At 47.8% G+C, this 18,099-nt stretch carries 12 protein-coding genes; 6 read left to right on the top strand and 6 right to left on the bottom strand.

The annotated features are described in order from the left end of the window. The first annotated feature begins 99 nt into the window (after window positions 1–99). Window positions 100–2,301 carry a B12-binding domain-containing radical SAM protein gene (locus tag FSB84_RS25145; RefSeq protein ID WP_130540600.1) on the top strand — a complete coding sequence of 734 codons (2,202 nt, stop codon included), beginning with the start codon at window positions 100–102 and terminating at the stop codon, window positions 2,299–2,301. 7 nt (window positions 2,302–2,308) lie between these two features. Here the strand turns inward: FSB84_RS25145 and FSB84_RS25140 are convergent, their stop codons facing one another. Then, window positions 2,309–3,199 carry a hypothetical protein gene (locus FSB84_RS25140; protein WP_130540599.1) on the bottom strand — a complete coding sequence of 297 codons (891 nt, stop codon included), beginning with the start codon at window positions 3,197–3,199 and terminating at the stop codon, window positions 2,309–2,311. A 125-nt stretch (window positions 3,200–3,324) separates the two neighbouring features. Here FSB84_RS25140 and FSB84_RS25135 point away from each other — a divergent pair, with 125 nt between their 5' ends. From FSB84_RS25135 to FSB84_RS25125, 3 genes are all read left to right on the top strand, one after another. Next, a complete protein-coding gene (locus FSB84_RS25135) occupies window positions 3,325–3,909 on the top strand; it encodes a TetR/AcrR family transcriptional regulator (protein WP_130540598.1) in 585 nt (194 codons plus the stop codon). Window positions 3,910–3,984: 75 nt separating this feature from the next. After that, window positions 3,985–5,277 carry an MFS transporter gene (locus FSB84_RS25130; protein WP_207234225.1) on the top strand — a complete coding sequence of 431 codons (1,293 nt, stop codon included), beginning with the start codon at window positions 3,985–3,987 and terminating at the stop codon, window positions 5,275–5,277. Between the two features lie 74 nt (window positions 5,278–5,351). Then, a complete protein-coding gene (locus tag FSB84_RS25125; RefSeq protein WP_130540597.1) occupies window positions 5,352–6,284 on the top strand; it encodes a hypothetical protein in 933 nt (310 codons plus the stop codon). On the opposite strand, the gene FSB84_RS25120 is transcribed toward FSB84_RS25125, so the two are convergent. Beyond that, complete coding sequence (locus FSB84_RS25120) at window positions 6,281–6,772, bottom strand: Hcp family type VI secretion system effector (RefSeq protein ID WP_130540596.1); 492 nt, start codon at window positions 6,770–6,772, stop codon at window positions 6,281–6,283. The two genes, FSB84_RS25125 and FSB84_RS25120, sit on opposite strands and share 4 nt — an antisense overlap. 315 nt (window positions 6,773–7,087) lie before the next feature. On the opposite strand from FSB84_RS25120, the gene FSB84_RS25115 reads away from it, so the two are divergent. Both FSB84_RS25115 and FSB84_RS25110 read left to right on the top strand, forming a co-directional pair. Then, on the top strand, window positions 7,088–9,052 hold the full coding sequence (locus tag FSB84_RS25115) for a tetratricopeptide repeat-containing sensor histidine kinase (protein WP_130540595.1): 1,965 nt from the start codon (window positions 7,088–7,090) through the stop codon (window positions 9,050–9,052). Window positions 9,053–9,055: 3 nt separating this feature from the next. Continuing rightward, entirely contained in the window at window positions 9,056–9,670 is a 615-nt protein-coding gene (locus FSB84_RS25110) for a response regulator (RefSeq protein ID WP_130540594.1), read from the top strand. An 89-nt stretch (window positions 9,671–9,759) separates the two neighbouring features. On the opposite strand, the gene FSB84_RS25105 is transcribed toward FSB84_RS25110, so the two are convergent. From FSB84_RS25105 to FSB84_RS25090, 4 genes are read right to left on the bottom strand one after another with little or no spacing between them, the layout of a single operon-like run. Then, window positions 9,760–12,069, bottom strand: a complete 2,310-nt coding sequence (locus tag FSB84_RS25105) for a Gldg family protein (RefSeq protein ID WP_130540593.1) — start codon at window positions 12,067–12,069, stop codon at window positions 9,760–9,762. A gap of 24 nt (window positions 12,070–12,093) precedes the next feature. After that, entirely contained in the window at window positions 12,094–13,011 is a 918-nt protein-coding gene (locus tag FSB84_RS25100) for an ABC transporter ATP-binding protein (protein ID WP_130540592.1), read from the bottom strand. A 56-nt stretch (window positions 13,012–13,067) separates the two neighbouring features. Continuing rightward, entirely contained in the window at window positions 13,068–14,432 is a 1,365-nt protein-coding gene (locus FSB84_RS25095) for a RagB/SusD family nutrient uptake outer membrane protein (RefSeq protein ID WP_130540591.1), read from the bottom strand. Window positions 14,433–14,442: 10 nt separating this feature from the next. After that, window positions 14,443–17,994, bottom strand: coding sequence for a SusC/RagA family TonB-linked outer membrane protein (locus tag FSB84_RS25090; protein WP_158644110.1), 3,552 nt, complete (start codon window positions 17,992–17,994; stop codon window positions 14,443–14,445). Window positions 17,995–18,099 lie beyond the last annotated feature (105 nt).

Genomic DNA, 18,099 nt, shown 5'->3' with positions numbered 1-18,099 from the left:
TGCACTCAGCAGTAAACATCCGGCTTCAATAATCGCACCAGCAGGGCAAGAGCCACAACTCCGGCCATTTTCACCTAATTTTGCCGGAAATTACCCGATTTGAGCGCAACTGTATTTTTGCTGACGCCGCCTTTTACGCAATTGAATACGCCTTACCCGGCCACGGCCTATTTGAAGGGATTCCTCAATACCCGGAATATTTCTTCTTTTCAGGCCGACCTGGGAATCGAAGTTACCCTGGCTTTGTTCAGCAATGCAGGTTTACAAGCGCTGTTCAATCATATCAACAACCATAAACCGGAAACGGTTTCAGAAAATATTGCCCGCATCATCGCCCTGCAGGAGGATTATATCACTACCATCGACGATGTGATCAGTTTCCTGCAAGGCCATAACCCTACGCTCGCGCACAGGATCTGTAAAAGGGACTTTCTTCCGGAAGCCAGCCGCTTTGCTCAACTGGAAGACCTCGACTGGGCCTTCGGCTCCATGGGAACCCAGGACAAAGGCAAACACCTCTCCACCATGTACCTGGAGGATCTGTCAGACTTCATCCGGGAATGTGTAGACGAACATTTCGGTTTCAGCAGATATGCAGAAAAACTCGGCCGCTCTGCCAATAGTTTCGATGAACTCTACAATGAACTAAAGAAAGAATACACTTATATCGACCATCTTTTGATCGATATCCTGCAATCGCATATGCAGACTGTGCAACCCAAACTGGTAGCTATTTCTGTTCCGTTTCCAGGAAATCTTTATGCTTCACTCCGATGCGGGCAATGGATCAAAAAACATTATCCCGATGTGAAAGTGGCCATGGGTGGCGGATTTGCCAATACAGAGCTGCGCTCGCTCTCGGATCCCCGTGTTTTCGAATTCTATGATTACATTACTTTGGATGATGGTGAAGCGCCCATCGAAAACCTCATCCATCATATCGAAGGCAGTAAAACGAAGGAAGAACTGAAGCGCACTTTTACACTTGTGAATGGTGAAGTGACGTATTTCAATAATAAAGCCTGTTCTGATTACAAACAGGGACAGGTAGGCACGCCGGACTACCGTGATTTTCTCCTCGACAAATACATCAATGCCATCGAAGTGGTAAACCCCATGCACCGCATGTGGAGCGATGGCCGCTGGAACAAACTCACCATGGCGCATGGTTGCTATTGGGGTAAATGTACATTCTGTGATATCTCTCTGGATTATATCAGGCTCTATGAACCAATCGCGGCTTCCCTGCTGGTTGACAGGATGGAAGAACTTATCGGGCAAACAGGACAGAATGGTTTTCACTTTGTGGATGAAGCGGCCCCGCCTGCACTCATGCGCGCTCTAGCACTGGAGATCATCAAACGAAAACTGGTGGTGAGCTGGTGGACGAATATCCGCTTCGAGAAAAGTTTCACCCGCGATCTCTGTCTGTTGCTCAAAAGATCGGGTTGTATTGCTGTTTCCGGTGGACTGGAAGTGGCCAGTGACCGCCTCCTGGAACTGATCCAGAAAGGGATCACTGTGGCACAGGTGGCGCAGGTGAACCGCAATTTCACGGAAGCAGGCATCATGGTGCATGCCTACCTGATGTATGGATTCCCCACGCAAACTGCGCAGGAAACCATCGATTCCCTGGAAATGATACGGCAAATGTTTGCTGCAGGCATCCTGCAATCAGCGTTCTGGCATCTCTTTACCATGACTGCCCATAGCCCTGTTGGTTTACAACCGGAAAAGTTCAATGTAAAAAAGGAAAACGATACAACCGGCACCTTCGCCAATAACGATATCGTACATATCGATGAAACCGGTGCAGACCATGAAGCATTCAGTTACGGACTGAAAAAATCACTGCTCAATTACATGCACGGGATCGGACTGGAAGAACCATTGCAGAAATGGTTCGATTTTAAAGTGCCGAAAACCAGGGTAGCCCCGGATCATATTCAACAGGTACTTACACAGGACCTGTATGCTGCCGCCAAACCCAGCTCAAAGATCGTCTGGCTCGGCAGATCACCCATTGTAGAGCATTTCACCAAATCCAAAAAAGGTAATCAGTGGGAAATGACGGAACTTTCCTTCCAGGATAAAAAAGGGAAATTCAGCATCAGCGTTAATCGTGAGCAGGGGAACTGGCTGGCAGATATGCTGAACAAATTATCTGTGTCTAACCCTAAGACATATACGCTCCAGGAAGTGATGGACAGCTATAAAGAGAGCGGTTTTGAAGATTTTGAATTGTTCTGGGATAATAAGCCCGTGAACACATTGCATAAAGTTGGGTTATTGAAATTATAGTATCCGCTCAATGATCAGGAAATACAGCTTTGATCAATAAAAGTGAATCCCTGCCCGTTCTTTCATATCCTTCAAATTGAATAGTATCTCCTTTCCTGTTCAGTGCAGGTCTCGCGCCTTTTTCCGGGGTCCATTTGTACAGTTTTCCTGAATAGAGGATACTTTCCCAGGCATCGTAAAACATATCCTCCTGCTTCGATTCAAGAAAAACCGGGCAATTGTTTTGCCTGTCGTAGCCGATAGGCAGTTCCATCCGGTATTGCTCATTGATCAACCCCTTGTGTGTTGCCAGATCATAAAGGATATGAAAACTCACGCTGCAGGCTGTTCCTGTACAGTTATGGCTGAAGCCTTTCAGGTACAGGTATTCCTTTTTTCCGAATCTCAGCAGGCAGGATTCTTCAGAGTTCAGCTCAAAATTGTAATAATAGAAAAAACCTGCAAGGCTGGTGTCCAGCCCGATGCCTGCCCTCAGCTGCCGGCCATTGACGAATATTTTTCTTTCCCCATCCAGTCTGGAGTCCGGCAAACTTTGCACTTCCACGGTGAACCGTTTGCTCCGGCTGATCTCTCTGGATAAAACAGGTTCCCGGTCTTTGTTGTATTTGTAAATCAGTGTATCGGTAAAATGAAGCGGAATTCTTTCCATGCCGCTTGTGTCTATGAAAGCAGCAGCCATCTTTTGGAATGGGGTGGCAAGCTGATTACCTGCAAAAGCTGCTACAGGTTTGATGCTGAAAAAACTGTCCATGAACCTGTTCAATATCATTGAATCTGGCACAGCCTGATCAGTAAATGTTTCCGGAAGGGTAGTGGTATCGTATGCTACCGCCTGGGATGCAGGCTTGCCGCGTCCCTGGCATGCAACAAAAAGGATCACCGCTAAAATGAACAGCATCCGCATAGCAGATACAAAATACGATTTCCGGAAAAGCAGGGTTAGTTAATCTTTTCCAAAGACTGTTTCTTTGCACCTGGTGAATATTTTGTACTATCCGGTACAATATATACCTTTGACGCCTCATGGCAGGCAGACCTAAAACATTCGATTCCGAAGAGATCCTCGATAAAGCTGTTCCCGTATTCTGGGCCAAAGGCTATGAAGCCGCGTCCACAGAGGAATTGCTGGAAGCGATGGGTATCGGTAAGGGTAGTTTTTATCTCGCTTTCAAAGGAGGCAAGAAAGAATTGTTCGAGAAAGCCCTGATCCGTTACCGCAAACAACAGATGACAACATTCGAACAGGAAATGCTGGCGCATTCTGATCCGCTGGAAGGAATACGAAGCCTGTTCCGCAGTATAGCCACAACCAGTAAGAGCATTCACCTGAATGGTTGCCTTTTCGGCAATTCCATCGCGGAATTGTCCAACTCCGATCCTTTGCTCATGAAAAAAGCTTCCAACTGGTTGCTTCAGTTGGAAAAGATCTTTTACAAGGCCATCCTGACTGCTCAAAAAAAAGGTTCGCTCAGCAAGAAACAAGACCCGGAATTACTGGCCCGTCAACTGATCACCATCTGGAATGGTCTGGGCATCACACGCAGACTGTATCCTGATAACAAGATACTGTCTGAGCTCATCGAATCACAACTGAATATCCTGAAATAATTTTTTTTACTCTATTTTGTACCATTCGGTACAAAATAGAGAATACAATTATCCGCCATCCTAAAAAGAATAAAAATGAACTTGGATAAAACAGGAACAGAAGCCGGAAAGCAGTCACTGATAAGCTTTCAGGGGAATGATGCAGAAAGAAGAATGAATGAGGCAGGCAAGGACAAAAAGGAAAAGATCGAAGAGAAGCTTCTGCCCCGTAGTACAATATTCCTGTTTGCAATTGCCTGTGGCATTAGCGTAGCCAATGTTTACTATGCGCAACCGCTGCTGGATGCCATGAGCCGTCAATTCAACATTACAGAAGCATCTGCAGGTATTATCATCACTGCCACTCAGATTGGATGCGCCCTGGCATTGATTGGATTGGTGCCCCTGGGTGATATGCTCAATCGCAGGAAGCTGTTGATCGGACAACTGATTGCATTGGTATTGGCTTTGGTACTGGTGATCACTGCGAAAACAAAACCAGTATTGCTGACAGGCATGGCGGCACTAGGCTTGCTGGGAACAGCCATGACGCAGGGATTGCTTGCCTATGCTGCTACTTTGGCCCGGCCATCGCAAAGAGGCCGGGTGGTGGGAGCCGCGCAGGGGGGCGTGGTGGTGGGACTGTTGCTGGCAAGAACGGTGGCAGGATTGCTGGCAGATATTTGGGGATGGAGATCAGTGTACATCCTTTCGGCTATACTTGCCGGTATGATGATCCTGGTACTGTATAAAAGATTGCCGGATGCACCTGTGGCCGCTGTGAAGCAATCGTACTGGTCTTTGCTGCGGTCTATGTACACTTTGTTTATAAGAGAACCGGTGTTGCGTACACGAAGTATCCTGGCCATGTTCATGTTTGCTGTGTTCAGCGCATTCTGGACAACCATGGTGCTGCCGCTCAGCGGGCCACCACATGAATTGTCGCATACCATGATCGGGTCTTTTGGACTGATTGGTGTGGTAGGGATCCTGGGCGCGGGCAGGGCAGGCGCTTTGTGGGACCAGGGGAAAGGAGAGTGGACTACAGGACTTGCATTGCTGCTACTCCTGCTGTCGTGGCTGCCGATCGCATTCACGCAACTAAGCCTGTGGGCTCTGGTGGCAGGAGTGCTGTTGCTGGATCTGGCCGCACAGGCATTGCATGTGACCAACCAGGGAATGATCTTTGATATTGGCGCAGAATCGCATAGCCGCGTAGTGGGCGTTTACATGATCTTTTATGCCATCGGAAGCGGATCAGGATCCATCGCCGGAACTACAGTGTATGCGCATTACGGCTGGTTGGGCCTGTGTTTGCTGGGAGCAGTACTTTGTATCATGTCGATTGCCTGGTGGCGGCTCACTTTGCCGGTAAAATCAAATAAATGATTTAGGAATAGATTGGGATATAATGGAATAATAAATAACCATCTTTGCCGTTAACCGTTTTTAAATGGCTGTATATGCGTAAGCTTTTCCTTATCCCCCTGATCTTTTTGTTTACTGCCTGCGGTAATCTCCAAAGTAAAAAACAACTCGATGTGATCAGGGAAGGATTGGGAAGAACCACCAATTATTTATCCGGCAGTAATGAACTGATCAGCTGGAAACTTGAAAATAGGCTCTGGGACCCGATTACGAAAGAAAAGATCACAATGTGGAGCCCGGTCATAAATTCCATCCGGCATGCCATCGTTCCGGTTCTGAATTCGATCGATAGCCTGAGTGTAGTTACACCGGCTTCCAAACTACTTTCCACCAGGAAGGAAACCCGCGATTTTTTCAACCAGCTTTTTCAATGTAAAACCAGTCTCTTCGCAACCCTGGACAGTATTCCCGGTTTTCTCCCGGAAGGCGCCAGGAAAAAAGTGGAAGAACATATTGCGCAATTGAAAGTGGAAACCCCATTTTTACAGGGACTGGATCCGGCATCATCTACAGACGCAATTGAAAAATGGTATGCAGATTGGACCGATATCCATTTCAATAAATCCTCCAGTCAGTTTTTTTATTCCATGCTTGCCAAGATCAGGAACGACCTCCTGATGACTGAGAATGGATTATTGACTTACTGCGAAATAAACACTGCGGGGGGAAGATCTTCTTATGAAGTAAGCTCCGATGAGATCATGGCGATGGTGGACAGGGAAACGATCCGCGATGGTGATACCGCCACCCTCAAGATCAGCACTTTCCCGTTCAATACCAGGCTGCTGCAGCTAACTGTGGATGGTAGGCCTGTTCGCGCCCCTGATGATAATGGTGTAGTCCGTCATGGCTTCATTGCAAAAGGAAAGCCCGGCAAATATTACTTCTCAATAAAGGTAATATGTTTAACGCCGGGCGGTAGCAGGTTTGAGAAATCGGAACGTGCAGCTTATTTCATCGAGCCTTAGAATTCAGTCCAGACATCATTCTTCTCCACATCCCATCCGGCTTTGCTGCTGATCATGGTTCTGCCGCGGCGGTCTGTTGTGTAATAGATCCAGCCGATGCGGCCTGCTTTCAATTGCAGGGTGGTTTGTCCATCCGCATCCACGCATGCCTCCACGGCAATATCCTGCATCACGATCTTGTAGTCAACCATTCTTTTTTCTCCGGGAAGGGTAATGGCTATCTCGCCATTGCGTAAACGCTGTTTGGTGTTCACCAGGTTGCGGAAACTACCCACGGCTTCTCCTGTAGGGATCTGGAAACGAATGGTAGTGTTATTGCCGGCAGGCGTGCCCACCAGGCTGCTGACCTCCAGTTGCCTTTCATAGCCGCGCACTGTGGAAGTACCACGGATACTGGCTCCGTCTGGCGAATTGAATTTTCCGAAAGATTCCTGACGCTGTCCAAATGCAAAAACGGGAAACAGTAAAACGAAAAACAATGATTTCATGAGAGTATGTTTAATGGTTATCGAAAAATGTAAAAGATCTTTTTGCTGCCGCTGGGCCTGCTTTAAGGACTGGCTGAACTCAGCCAGTCCCGGGCAGGCAGAAACGAGTAAAGAACAGATTTTATAAGGCCGGTCATTGGTTGCTTGTTATTGAAAGAAATAGCATTACTTTCAGGAGGTAAAATTCAGTGTTATGTGCATGCTTTGCCATCCCTTAAAAGCGGGATTTTCATCAAAAGATCATGGAAAAGCAGGAGGGGCCGGAGTGATTTTATTCTCTTTTTTTGTATCACTGATCTTGTCAATACAGGCGCCATGTTCAAATTCAAATTATCGCTCCTTCTTTCAGTATTGCTCAGTCTGGGTGCACTGGCCCAGAACAGGACCCTCGACAGCCTGCGTAATCTCATCGACCTTCATCCCAACAGGGATACCAGCCGCGTTATGCTGATCCTGGATTATGTGGGATCGGCCGTGAATGAGAACACCACTTTGCTGCTGCCAATGCTCAATGAAATGATCAGCATCAGCAGGGAACAAAATTTCAAAGCGGGTATACAAACAGGTTATGTAACGGCGCAGATCTATTATTCCGACCGGAGTGATATGGCCAAAGCCATGATCTATGCGGATTCTGCATTCGAGTCGTTCAAGGGTGATACCAATCGTCGCGCCGTTATCAACAAAGCTTATCTCCATCATAATGTTGGCAGCGATTATAGTAAGATGGGAGACTTCGAGCAGGCTGTACATCATTTTACCAGGGCGGCAGAAATACTGGAAAAATACAGGTCATCCGTTGTAGGCAGCGTATACAATGGTATTGCTACAGTATATGAGCAGATGAAAGAACCGGCCAAAGCAATGGAGTACAATTATAAGGCTCTGGATGTTGCAGAAAAAAACGGCGACAAACCTACTATAGCCAGGCGCAGGATGGGGATCATCACAGCTCATTTGAGCGCTTCCCATTTCAAAGAAGCGGATTCCCTCCTGAAGATCGTGGCGCCGATGGTGAAGGAAACGCAGGACCTCTATTCAATGCTGATGTACCATCAGAGCCTTGGCGTGGTACAGGAAAACAGGAAAGATTATACCCACGCTACCGTAAATCTCACCAAAGCATATGAACTGGCGCGTGACAACAATGCTCCCTATGAAGAAGTCACCATGCTTGGGCCACTTACCAGGGTCCTCACCAGTGCCGGCAATCTCACAGAGGCGAAAAGACTGCTGGATACCCTTCTGAAAAAATCCATCGATGGGCAAATGGCATTCGGGCAACTCAGCGCCTATGCCAATATCGCCGGCTGGTATACGGCCAAAGGGGATTTCAAAACGGCTAACGACTGGCTGGTGAAAAGATCGGCATTGCAGGACAGTATCACCACTGCCGACATGAAGAACAAGGTAACGATGATGGAAACACGCTACCAGGTAAAAGGAAAAGACAATGAGATCAAACTCCTTCAGGTGGAAAAACAGAACCAGGAACTGAAGATCAAACAAAAGGAAGAACTCAACTATATCCTCATCGGAAGCGCCATTGCTTTGCTGATCATCCTGATACTGCTTTACCTCAACCATCACAATAAACAGAAGCTTCAACAACAACGTATAACCGAACTGGAAACAGAAAAGCAGCTCACCGCAACAGAAGCCGTTCTGAAAGGAGAAGAACAGGAGCGGACGCGGCTCGCCAAGGACCTGCATGATGGGCTGGGAGGCATGCTCAGTGGCATCCGCCATTCTTTCTTCACCATGAAAGGCAACCTGGTGATGACGCCGGATAACCAGCAGGCCTTCGAACGTGGTATCGATATGCTGGACAGTTCCATCCGGGAAATGCGCCGCGTAGCGCATAACATGATGCCGGAAGTACTGGTCAAATACGGACTGGATACAGCTTTACGGGACTTCTGCATCGATATCAACAAGAGTGGCGCACTTGATGTGAATTATCAATCGATAGGGCTTGATGATACCAGTATCGATCAAACCACTTCTATTGCTATTTACCGCATTGCACAGGAGTTGCTGAACAACAGCATCCGTCACGCTGCAGCCAGCAGCGCCATCGTGCAGCTGACAAAAACAGATGGCCGTTTAACCCTCACCGTTGAAGATGATGGCAAAGGCTTCGACCCTGAAAACCTTGAAAAGGCGGAAGGGATCGGCTGGCAGAATATCCGCAACAGGGTGGATTTCTTAAAAGGAAAAATAGACATACAATCGTCTCCCGGCAAAGGAAGTTCCGTGATGATAGAAGTAAATATCTGAGTCATGCTTACAAAACTGTTCATCGTAGATGATCATTATATGGTGATAGAAGGCATTCATTCGCTGCTGAAAGACACACAGGGCATCGAATGGATGGGGCATGCCACCAATGCCGCATCCTGCCTGGCTTTCCTGAAGAAGGAAACACCTGATGTGATCCTGATGGATATCAACCTGCCGGACATAAATGGCATCGACCTCTGCAAAGCCGTGAAAGAGCAGCATCCTTCGGTATTCGTGATCGGACTGAGTACCTTCAATCAGTACAGCCTGATAGAGAAAATGATGGACAATGGCGCTTCAGGCTATGTGTTGAAAAATGCCACAAAGGAAGAACTGATAGAAGCCATTCAATCCGTGCAGAAGAATAAAACCTATTTCAGCCGGGAAGCTGCACAAACCATGCGAAAAGACGACAGTATCAAAATTGTGCTGACGCGAAGGGAGAAAGAAGTGCTGGAACTGATTGCCGATGGCATGACCAATAATGAGATCGCCCAGAAGTTGTTCGTGAGCGTTACTACCGTAGATACCCACCGTAAGAACCTGCTTGCCAAATTTGAGGCCAGGAATATCGCTTCCCTGGTGAAGATGGCGGTGCAGATGAAATTCATCTGAGAACAGAATGAACTTGCTTAAAAAAGGTAGAGTGCTGGCAGTTGCTCGCCATCCCGGCGAGCAACTGCCAGCACTCCGTGAATACCTTATTATTTCCTCCTTCTGAAGAATAACAATAAGACCCCTCCGAAAAGGATCAGTGCGGGCAGGCCATACAGGTAGATCACCTTTAGCCAGTTCACTCCCTTTGTGGTGAGTGTGATATCATTGTCTACCGGATCTTTCGCCGGGATCACAACAGGATATTTCCCGTTGCTGAACCAGTTGAACAGTCCGTTATAGAATTGAGTATTCTTGTTGCCATTTGTTTTTCTGAAAGTGCTCAGCTCCAGGTTGCTGATGAAATCCGCATCGGAGGTCACCACAATCTTTTGCTGTTTTCCATTTACCGTACGCGTTAATGCGAAGGCCGTATTCACAGGAATATTCAGATCGCCTTCAGCAGCATTGAAGGCCAGGCGAAGAGAATCTGTTTCTATCTTTTTCGCTTTCAGAAAGCTCTTGTTCGTATGTGTTTCCAGTAATGGCGTTGCCTTGAAATCACCGGTGGTCCTGTATTCCATCGCGCCAGCGCCATGCATTACCACTTTGAAGGTGGAGTCATTCGACTTATTGCTGAATTCAGCTCCCAGGAGATTGGCATCATTGGTGAAGTAACTGTACACGATATTGGGTGCCATGCCATCATTGATCTGTGCAACAGTGCCTTTAAGAAAATGGATGCCCATCGGTTCGAGAAAAGGTTTCAGGTATTCCTGGAATTCTCTTTCGGCTGTTATAAGCAGGTTACCGCCATTGTCTATATACGCTTTGATCTTCGCCAGCTCTTCGGGAGAAAATGCATTGCGCGGATCTGCGATCACGAGGGCGTCTATATTCTTCGGGATCTCTGCCTGTTTGAGATCAACACTTACAGGTTCGAAGCCGTTGTTCACGAGAGTATTCCTCTGCGTTTTTTCACTTGTGCTTGCACGGTAGCCGCGATCGCTATTGTCTTTAATGCTCCGGAGATCATTGCCTGAAACGAATGCAATTCGGGACGGCCCTTCTTCAAGTAGCTTCACAGCCACTATGATGTTAGGCTCACCGGGGTGTTTGAAGAAATCATTGTAAAGACGGAGCCATGTTTTCTTCTCACCACTTTTCAGAACACGTACAAATCGGTTGCCTTCTTCTTTCAGGCTGATCTGTTTACGGATTTCCTGTGGGGTGAGGAAATCACGGATATCGAGCTTATTGGATTCCGCAACGTTTTCAGCCACAGCTTTCAGGTCCAGGCCATTATTGATCTTATTGGTGAAAAGCGATTTATTATCGGTGGTATCGTAATAGTACACATAGTTCATCTTCAGCCCAGGATGAAAACGCTGGTATTGCTCGAACCGGGTGAGGTCATTATTGCGTTGTTTTTTGGCGCCTACATTGTAATCCTTATCCAGCAGGTTCACGTAAGTAGTGATCTCCAGCGGCTCTTTCAGGTTCTTCATCACTTCCTGGCTGATGGGATGCAGTGTGCGGATATGTTGTGAAGTGGTATCCCAGTAAGCGGTGTACTTAGGTAACGCGCTGATATAACCGATACCGATACAAACCGCGATCAGCAGCAGGTAGCGGCTTGCCTGGAAGGCAAAGGACCTGCTTTCCCTGCCTGATTGCAATTTCAGCATGGTAAGTCCCAGGAAAAGGGAGATCACAACCAGGAAATAAACAATGTCTTTGCTGCGGATCAGTCCATAGATCAGGCTGTCTGCTTTTCCACTTACGGAAAGGAAATAAGTGATATGACGAACGAAATCGATATCCTGCCAGAGGCTGCCGATATAATGTAAAAATGTAAGCACGGCCAGCGTGCTCAATGCAGCCACCACCTGGTAGGCAGTAAGACTGGAGAGAAAAAGACCGATAGCTGCATAGGCGCTCAGCAACAGGAATATGCCGAGGATACCACTAAGCATCCAGCTCATTTCAAAGTTGGGAATGAAAAAAGATGCTGTAACCACATAGGCCAGCAGCAGCAGAATGAGCAGCAGCGCATATGCCATGATGCCCAGGTATTTTCCGAATACGATCTCCGCCACACTGATGGGAGAGGATTGCAGCAGCTTGATAGACCCGCTGCTGATCTCGCGACTGATCAATCCCATCGTGATGAGGGGAATGAAAAGATAGAGCTGGCTCTGCACGGTGAGGAGCAGTCCGGGTGTTTGTCCGTTCGTGAAAATATAATCGGTAAGATTGAAAGTATTGTACCCAAGGTTCTTGTAAGACACATACATTTCCATTTTGCCGGTGAAGGCAATACCGAATTGTACGGTGAAGATCACGAGGATGAACCAGGCGATGGGTGAGTAAAAGAGTGATGCCAATTCCTGTTTGGCTAACCTTAATGAAACACGCATAAATAAGTTGAGGTTTGCTGCCCGCTAAGAAGACAATTGTTTAAAAATATCGTCGAGAGAGCTTTTTTCGAGGCCGATCTCTCTCATCTTCCATCCCTTTTCCACGCTCACTTCTATGATGGTTTCACAGATGGCGGGGTTTCTGTCTATCACCAGTCTTGCGCTGTTGGCTGACTGGATCACAGCATCCTTTACGCCGGGGATCTGCAGCAGCGCTTCTTTTGAAGGCATATTGCTGAACCATACCTGTACGCCGTTGGGCTCGATATAATTGTTGAAAGCTTCCATGGTATCGGCAAAAACGATCTTTCCTTTTTCGATCATCACGATATCCCGGCAGAGCACCTGCACTTCACTGAGGATATGTGTAGAGAAGATCACGGCGCGTTCTTCAGCGATCTCGCGGATGAGCTTGCGTACTTCCAGGATCTGATTGGGATCGAGGCCATTGGTGGGCTCGTCCAATACTACCAGCTGTGGTTTGTGAATGATGGCCTGTGCAATGCCTACGCGCTGGCGATAGCCTCCTGAGAGATTCTTCAGCAGGCGGTCGCTGAAATGCGCAACACCGCATTTAACTTTCACTTCTTCCACGGCCTGCTTCACCATATTGCGCGGGATCCTGCGGAGGTGCGCACAATGGGTGAGGTATTCATGAATGGTGAGCTCCAGGTGGAGCGGGGGATGCTGTGGCAGGAAACCGATCTGCTTCTTTGCTTCCTTCGGATGCTTGCGCATATCGATGCCGCAAATGATCACATTACCCTGGGTTTGGTTGAGCACGCCGCAAAGGATATTCATGGTGGTGGATTTACCGGCTCCGTTGGAACCAAGCAGTCCGAGAATACCTTTCCTGTCGATCTGCAAATTGATATCCTGGATGGCCCAGGCACGCGAGTAGCGGTGACTGAGGTTCTCAATCCTTACAATATTATCGCTCATAATCTCTTTTATTATCGTGTACCGCCGGTCTGAGGCGCCGGCGGCACACGATTACCTTATCTTGGGTTTTGGGGATAATTGTTTAACTGGATCTCGTTGTCCGGTAACGGCATGGTATAACGGATATCATTAGGTGGAAGGCTGTATGATCTTCCTTCGAACGTATGCGTAAGTGTAACGGCAAATTGCGGTTCCTTATTCAACCTGCGAAGGTCTTCCCATCTTGTTCCGCGCTGGTACAATTCCCTTCTGCGCTCATCGATCACAAATTTGATCAGTTCTGTCTGATCAGTGATAGCCAGTGCAGGCTTTGTATCGGGGAACCTGTATTTGCGCAGTTCATTGAGATCTGCCAGCGCTTTGTCTGTCTGGTTCAATCTCGCGCAGGCTTCTGCTCTCATCAGGTAAACTTCTGAAGTAGTGTAGCCGCTGAAGTTGGCATACAGGCCTGCGAAGGAACCTTTGAATGCTTTTGTGGTGGCATTGAAATAGGCGTCCTTTCTGTAATCATCCGCTTCATAGAGATCGAACACTTCAGGTGTTACCATCATACCGGTGAAAGTGGAGCTTGGTTTGGCGGATTGGGCATAATAGAACATTTCGTTCAGTGTTTTGCCATAATCCGTAGGCATGGAAGGCAGCGCTTTGAAATCCTTGAAGTCTTTGAGATCGCTTTTGATCTTCAATGCTTCATTGGAGTATTCCAGCACTTTATCCCAGTTGCCCATCTGCATGTACACTTTTGCCAGCAGGGTATAAACTGCTGTTTTGCCCGGGCGGAAAACCACCTGTGGTTTCTCGGGGAGCAGTGGCAGGGCTTCTTCCAGGTCTTTGATGATCTGTGCGTACACGGCTGCCACATTGGAGCGGTTAGGCATCCTCACGGTAACATCGTAGTCCAGTTTGATGGGAACGCCCAGGTCTGAACCTGCTGTTGCTGCATCGTAGGGTTTGCAGAAAAGTTGCGCCAGTTGGTAGAAAGCGTAGGCGCGAACGAAACGCGCATGTCCTTTGGTGTTATCGGCAACGGTTTTTTCTGCAGCGTTGACAGGACTCAGCTTCTCTACGTCCAGGGCCAGGTTGGCAACCATGATACGATGGTAGGAATTGTTCCAGTCGAAAGACTCGCGTGTTTCGTATATTTCTTTTTCCCAGAGATAGGCGTTGATCTCCGGAGGCATATTTATTTTCCAGGTGTTCACATCCTTATCGGCAAGGTAGTATTCGGCTGCTGATACCATGTTGAAGATAAGTGATGCGTTGTTGTTCACTACGGCGGCATTGTCCATCACCGCCTGGTAATCCGCGATGGTGCGTACGATCACTTCTTTCGAATCCCTTTTTTCGTCCAGGAAATTCTTTCCGCAACTGCTGATTGCCAGGGACGCTGCTATGAGTATGCTATATGATTTGAATCTCATTGTAACAGTTTTAAAAGTCTAATTGAATGCCCAGCGCAAAAGTGCGGGGTGTTACATAAGCCGCATTGGCGAAGTCCGGATCGATGCCAAAGTCATTGGCTTTCCAGAGCATGCCCACATTTCTCACGTTGGCAATGATGTTCACGCGTTCCACCGGCAGGCGTGGAATATTGAATTTAGTAAGTGCATAGGAGAGGCTGATATCCTGCAGACGCACCACATCACCTTTTGTGATCAGCACTTCACTGAAATTGTAGAAAGTGGGAAGAGCTGCAATAGCTGTTGCGGAATAAGCAGGCACATAAGTGTGGAGCTCATCGCCGGGTTTTTGCCATCTCTTGAAATAGTCCATATGGTAAACACCGGAATACTCAGCTCCGGAAGAAATTGAATTCCTGCGGAACACATGACCTGTTTTCCAGGTAATGAGGAAAGAGAGGCTGAAATTTTTATAGCTCAGGTCATTTCTAAGTGAACCGAACATGGTAGGAACAGCCACACCTGCATTCACCAGGTCTTCCTTCTTCATGTTGTTGATGTAAGCTGTGTAGTTGGTGGACTTCTCACCATTGAGGTACATGATGGGCAGACCCGTTTCATGGTCCAGGCCGAGCCAGGGAACGGCATAGATCATATCCCTGCTTACACCTGTTACAGGAGGTACGGCGGCGGAACCGCCAAAGTATTCCTGTGTTCTTCTTCCGGGATTCACGAAAACGTTGGTGACTTCATTCTTCACTGTACTCAACAGGATGGTGCTGTTCCAGCTCAGAGGTCCGGTAAGGTTCTTGGTATTGATCCTGAAATCAAAACCATGCGTTTTCATATTTGCATAGTTCACTTTCTTACTGTTCTGCGCAGTGCCCCATGTTTGGCTGATCACGCCGGAAGAAGGGGGAAGATAATCATCACCGATCAGGTCGCTCGATTTCTTGGCGTAGTATTCAATACTACCGCTGATTCGGTTATTCTTCAACGTGAAATCAACTGCCAGGTTGAGTGTGTTGATCTGCTCCCAGCGGAGGGATGGATTACCCACGGTGCCCAGCTTGATGAAAGGCAGACGGCTGTTGGCATCGGTTTGAAGCGTACCGGCAGGGTACCTGCTCAGCAGGTTGGTTACGTTACCCGCGATACCATAAGTGGCGCGTAGCGTAAGTCCGGGAACCCAGTCGCTATGATAGAAATTCTCCCTGTCGATATCCCATTTACCACCAACAGACCAGAGAGGTTGCCATTTCTGGTTGGTCTTAACACCAAAGAGGTTGGAACCGTCGTAACGAGCGGAGCCGCTGATGGTATACCTGCCTTTATAAGTGTAGCTGGCGTTGGTATAGTAGCTGAGGAAGCGGTCAGTATATTTTGTAAGTGTATTGGAGAGCGGGAACTGGCTTGGGATGAACTGGTTGCCGCCGGGCCTTACAGGCTTCTGCACAGTTACGTCCAGTTCAGACAATTTTCCGCTCAGGGTCATGGGATCATATCCGTAGAGATAGTAACCGGGAGAGCTCTCGCGAACCATCTCTCTTACTTCAGTACCTACCAGTGCGGAAATAGCGTGATCGCTTCCGAATTTCTCATTGTAATTGAGCTGGCCTCTGAAAGTGTTGGAATTGGTTTTGTAGGGAGTGCCTTCGATGAAGATATCTCCATAAGGAATTTGCTGTACGCCACCGAGTGTAGTGAATTTGTTCACTAAGTTCCTTACATAGTAGCTCTCTTTGTAATAGTGGGAGCTGCTGTTGTTGGAGCCGGTTGTTTTCTGGTATTGAACGCTCAGGTCGAAGCGGTTCAGGAAACGATAGTTCACTGATGCATTGATTCTGAGTTCCTGTCCGTTTGCAGTGATCTTGCGTTGGTTTCTTTCTTCAAGCGGACGGTAGTTCCAGTCCATCATGCCACCTGCCATCTGCCAGTCTTTATAATGCTGGCTGAGATCTTTCACTATGGAAGCGGGATTGCCGTTTTCGTCCACCAGTCGCATGTAAGGCGAGAGGCCGATATTGTTTGCTCCGCTGAGATCACCCGTGGTAATGCCGTTATTGTAACGCTTTGTATTTGTATAGGCGATACCTGCCTGCATGGTGAGGTTCTTCACCGGCATGAAGCTGTTGTTCATGCTGATGTTGAATCGATCATCACGGTCACCAATATTCGTATTACGATTGCGATCATAGCCTGCAGAGAGGAAGTAGTTGTAGTTTTGTCCGCCACCTCTGACGTTCAGTGCATACTGTTGCAGTACGGAACGTTGCATGAGGTATTTTTCGATATCATTCCTTACTTCTGTATTCTTCAGTCTTTGTTCTTCTTTTTCGAAAGTGGCCGGATCGATCTGGCCGGTTTCGAGGAGTCTCATCAGGTAAGCATATTCCGGGATCACTCTTCTGTCTGAGCTGGCCGTATCATATGCTGAAGAGTTCTTGTACCTGAATTTTTCGATCTCCATCATTGTTTCGGCAGGCAGCCTGTTTCTGTCGTACATCAGGTCAGGGATATCGCCGATGGTAGTGGTTTGGCTGAAGCTGACCTTTGCTTTCTGATTGAATTTTCCTTTCTTGGTATTGATAACGATCACACCGTTAGCAGCGCGCGCACCCCAGATTGATGCGGCAGCAGCGTCTTTCAGGATCGTGATGCTTTCAATATCATTCGGGTTGATGAAGCTCAGGTCAACCTGGTTGCTGGAGGAAAGGCGGGAATAGTCTGTATAATTACCTTCGTACGGGAAGTTATCGATAACGATGAGTGGGCGGGAGTTGGCTTCAATGGTAGAGAGGCCGCGTACACGCACATTGGCCGGATCATTTGAGCCGGGAGTGAGGAACTGCACACCGTTTGCAATACCTTCCAAACGGGAAAGGATATTCGCACCGGTGGTCCTGTTCAGGAGGCGATTATCGATCTGTTCGAATGAGCCGGTAGCTCTTTCTTTGGGCACGTTCTGATAACCGGTAGAGAATGCGGTAACCACCACTTCTGTTTCATCGGTCACTTTGGGCGCCATCATCAATGATACGGAACGGGTGCCTGCTTTCAGACGGTACGTGAGATTTTCATAACCCACATACGTGATCTGCAGTACATCGCCATCTTCTGCATTGATGGTGAACTGACCGTTGTTGTCCGTCATCACTTTGGTTTCCTTTCCGCGAATGCTTACTGTGGCACCGGCAAGGGGGGCGCCGGTTGAATCGGTTAATTTACCGGTAATAGGGTCGCGGGCGGGAGCCGGGAAGTTGATAGTTTCCGGAGCAGCAGTGACCTGTTTCTTCTTCAGAACAATGGTTTTGTCTTTGATGAAGAAATCGATGGGCTGATCTTTCAGCACCTGCTTCAGGAATGCATCCAGGGGCATGTTCTTCACATCCAGTGTTACAGTGCGCGAGTTCTCAAATACGCTCTGGTTGGCGAACAGTACATAGCCTGTTTGCTTTTCCACGGTATTGAAAACCGAGAGCAGGGGAAGGTTCTTCCCCGACAAGGAAACTGTCTGTGATTTTGTAGTGGCAGACACAGTGAGTGCAGCTGCCAGCATGAAAAACATCGTCAATTTCATCATTAACCAGATTTTTTTTCCAGGGTTTACCTGAAATGCCCGGCAGCGGGGACCAGACCCGCCTGCCAGCACCGGGCAGGGGTTTAGTGCTTTTTCCTTACATTGCAT

This window comes from Pseudobacter ginsenosidimutans (assembly GCF_007970185.1).
Lineage (GTDB): Bacteria > Bacteroidota > Bacteroidia > Chitinophagales > Chitinophagaceae > Pseudobacter > Pseudobacter ginsenosidimutans.
Note: the sequence above shows the minus strand (reverse complement) of the source record. Positions and strands in the feature narration are given on the sequence as shown.

Bases quoted from the DNA above. Each gene is read 5' to 3' on its own strand.
- FSB84_RS25135 (WP_130540598.1), top strand. From the start codon at position 3,325: ATGGCAGGCAGACCTAAAACATTCGATTCCGAAGAGATCCTCGATAAA.
- FSB84_RS25125 (WP_130540597.1), top strand. From the start codon at position 5,352: ATGCGTAAGCTTTTCCTTATCCCCCTGATCTTTTTGTTTACTGCCTGC.
- FSB84_RS25090 (WP_158644110.1), bottom strand. From the start codon at position 17,994: ATGATGAAATTGACGATGTTTTTCATGCTGGCAGCTGCACTCACTGTG.
- FSB84_RS25140 (WP_130540599.1), bottom strand. From the start codon at position 3,199: ATGCTGTTCATTTTAGCGGTGATCCTTTTTGTTGCATGCCAGGGACGC.
- FSB84_RS25130 (WP_207234225.1), top strand. From the start codon at position 3,985: ATGAACTTGGATAAAACAGGAACAGAAGCCGGAAAGCAGTCACTGATA.
- FSB84_RS25110 (WP_130540594.1), top strand. From the start codon at position 9,056: ATGCTTACAAAACTGTTCATCGTAGATGATCATTATATGGTGATAGAA.
- FSB84_RS25115 (WP_130540595.1), top strand. From the start codon at position 7,088: ATGTTCAAATTCAAATTATCGCTCCTTCTTTCAGTATTGCTCAGTCTG.
- FSB84_RS25100 (WP_130540592.1), bottom strand. From the start codon at position 13,011: ATGAGCGATAATATTGTAAGGATTGAGAACCTCAGTCACCGCTACTCG.
- FSB84_RS25120 (WP_130540596.1), bottom strand. From the start codon at position 6,772: ATGAAATCATTGTTTTTCGTTTTACTGTTTCCCGTTTTTGCATTTGGA.
- FSB84_RS25105 (WP_130540593.1), bottom strand. From the start codon at position 12,069: ATGCGTGTTTCATTAAGGTTAGCCAAACAGGAATTGGCATCACTCTTT.
- FSB84_RS25095 (WP_130540591.1), bottom strand. From the start codon at position 14,432: ATGAGATTCAAATCATATAGCATACTCATAGCAGCGTCCCTGGCAATC.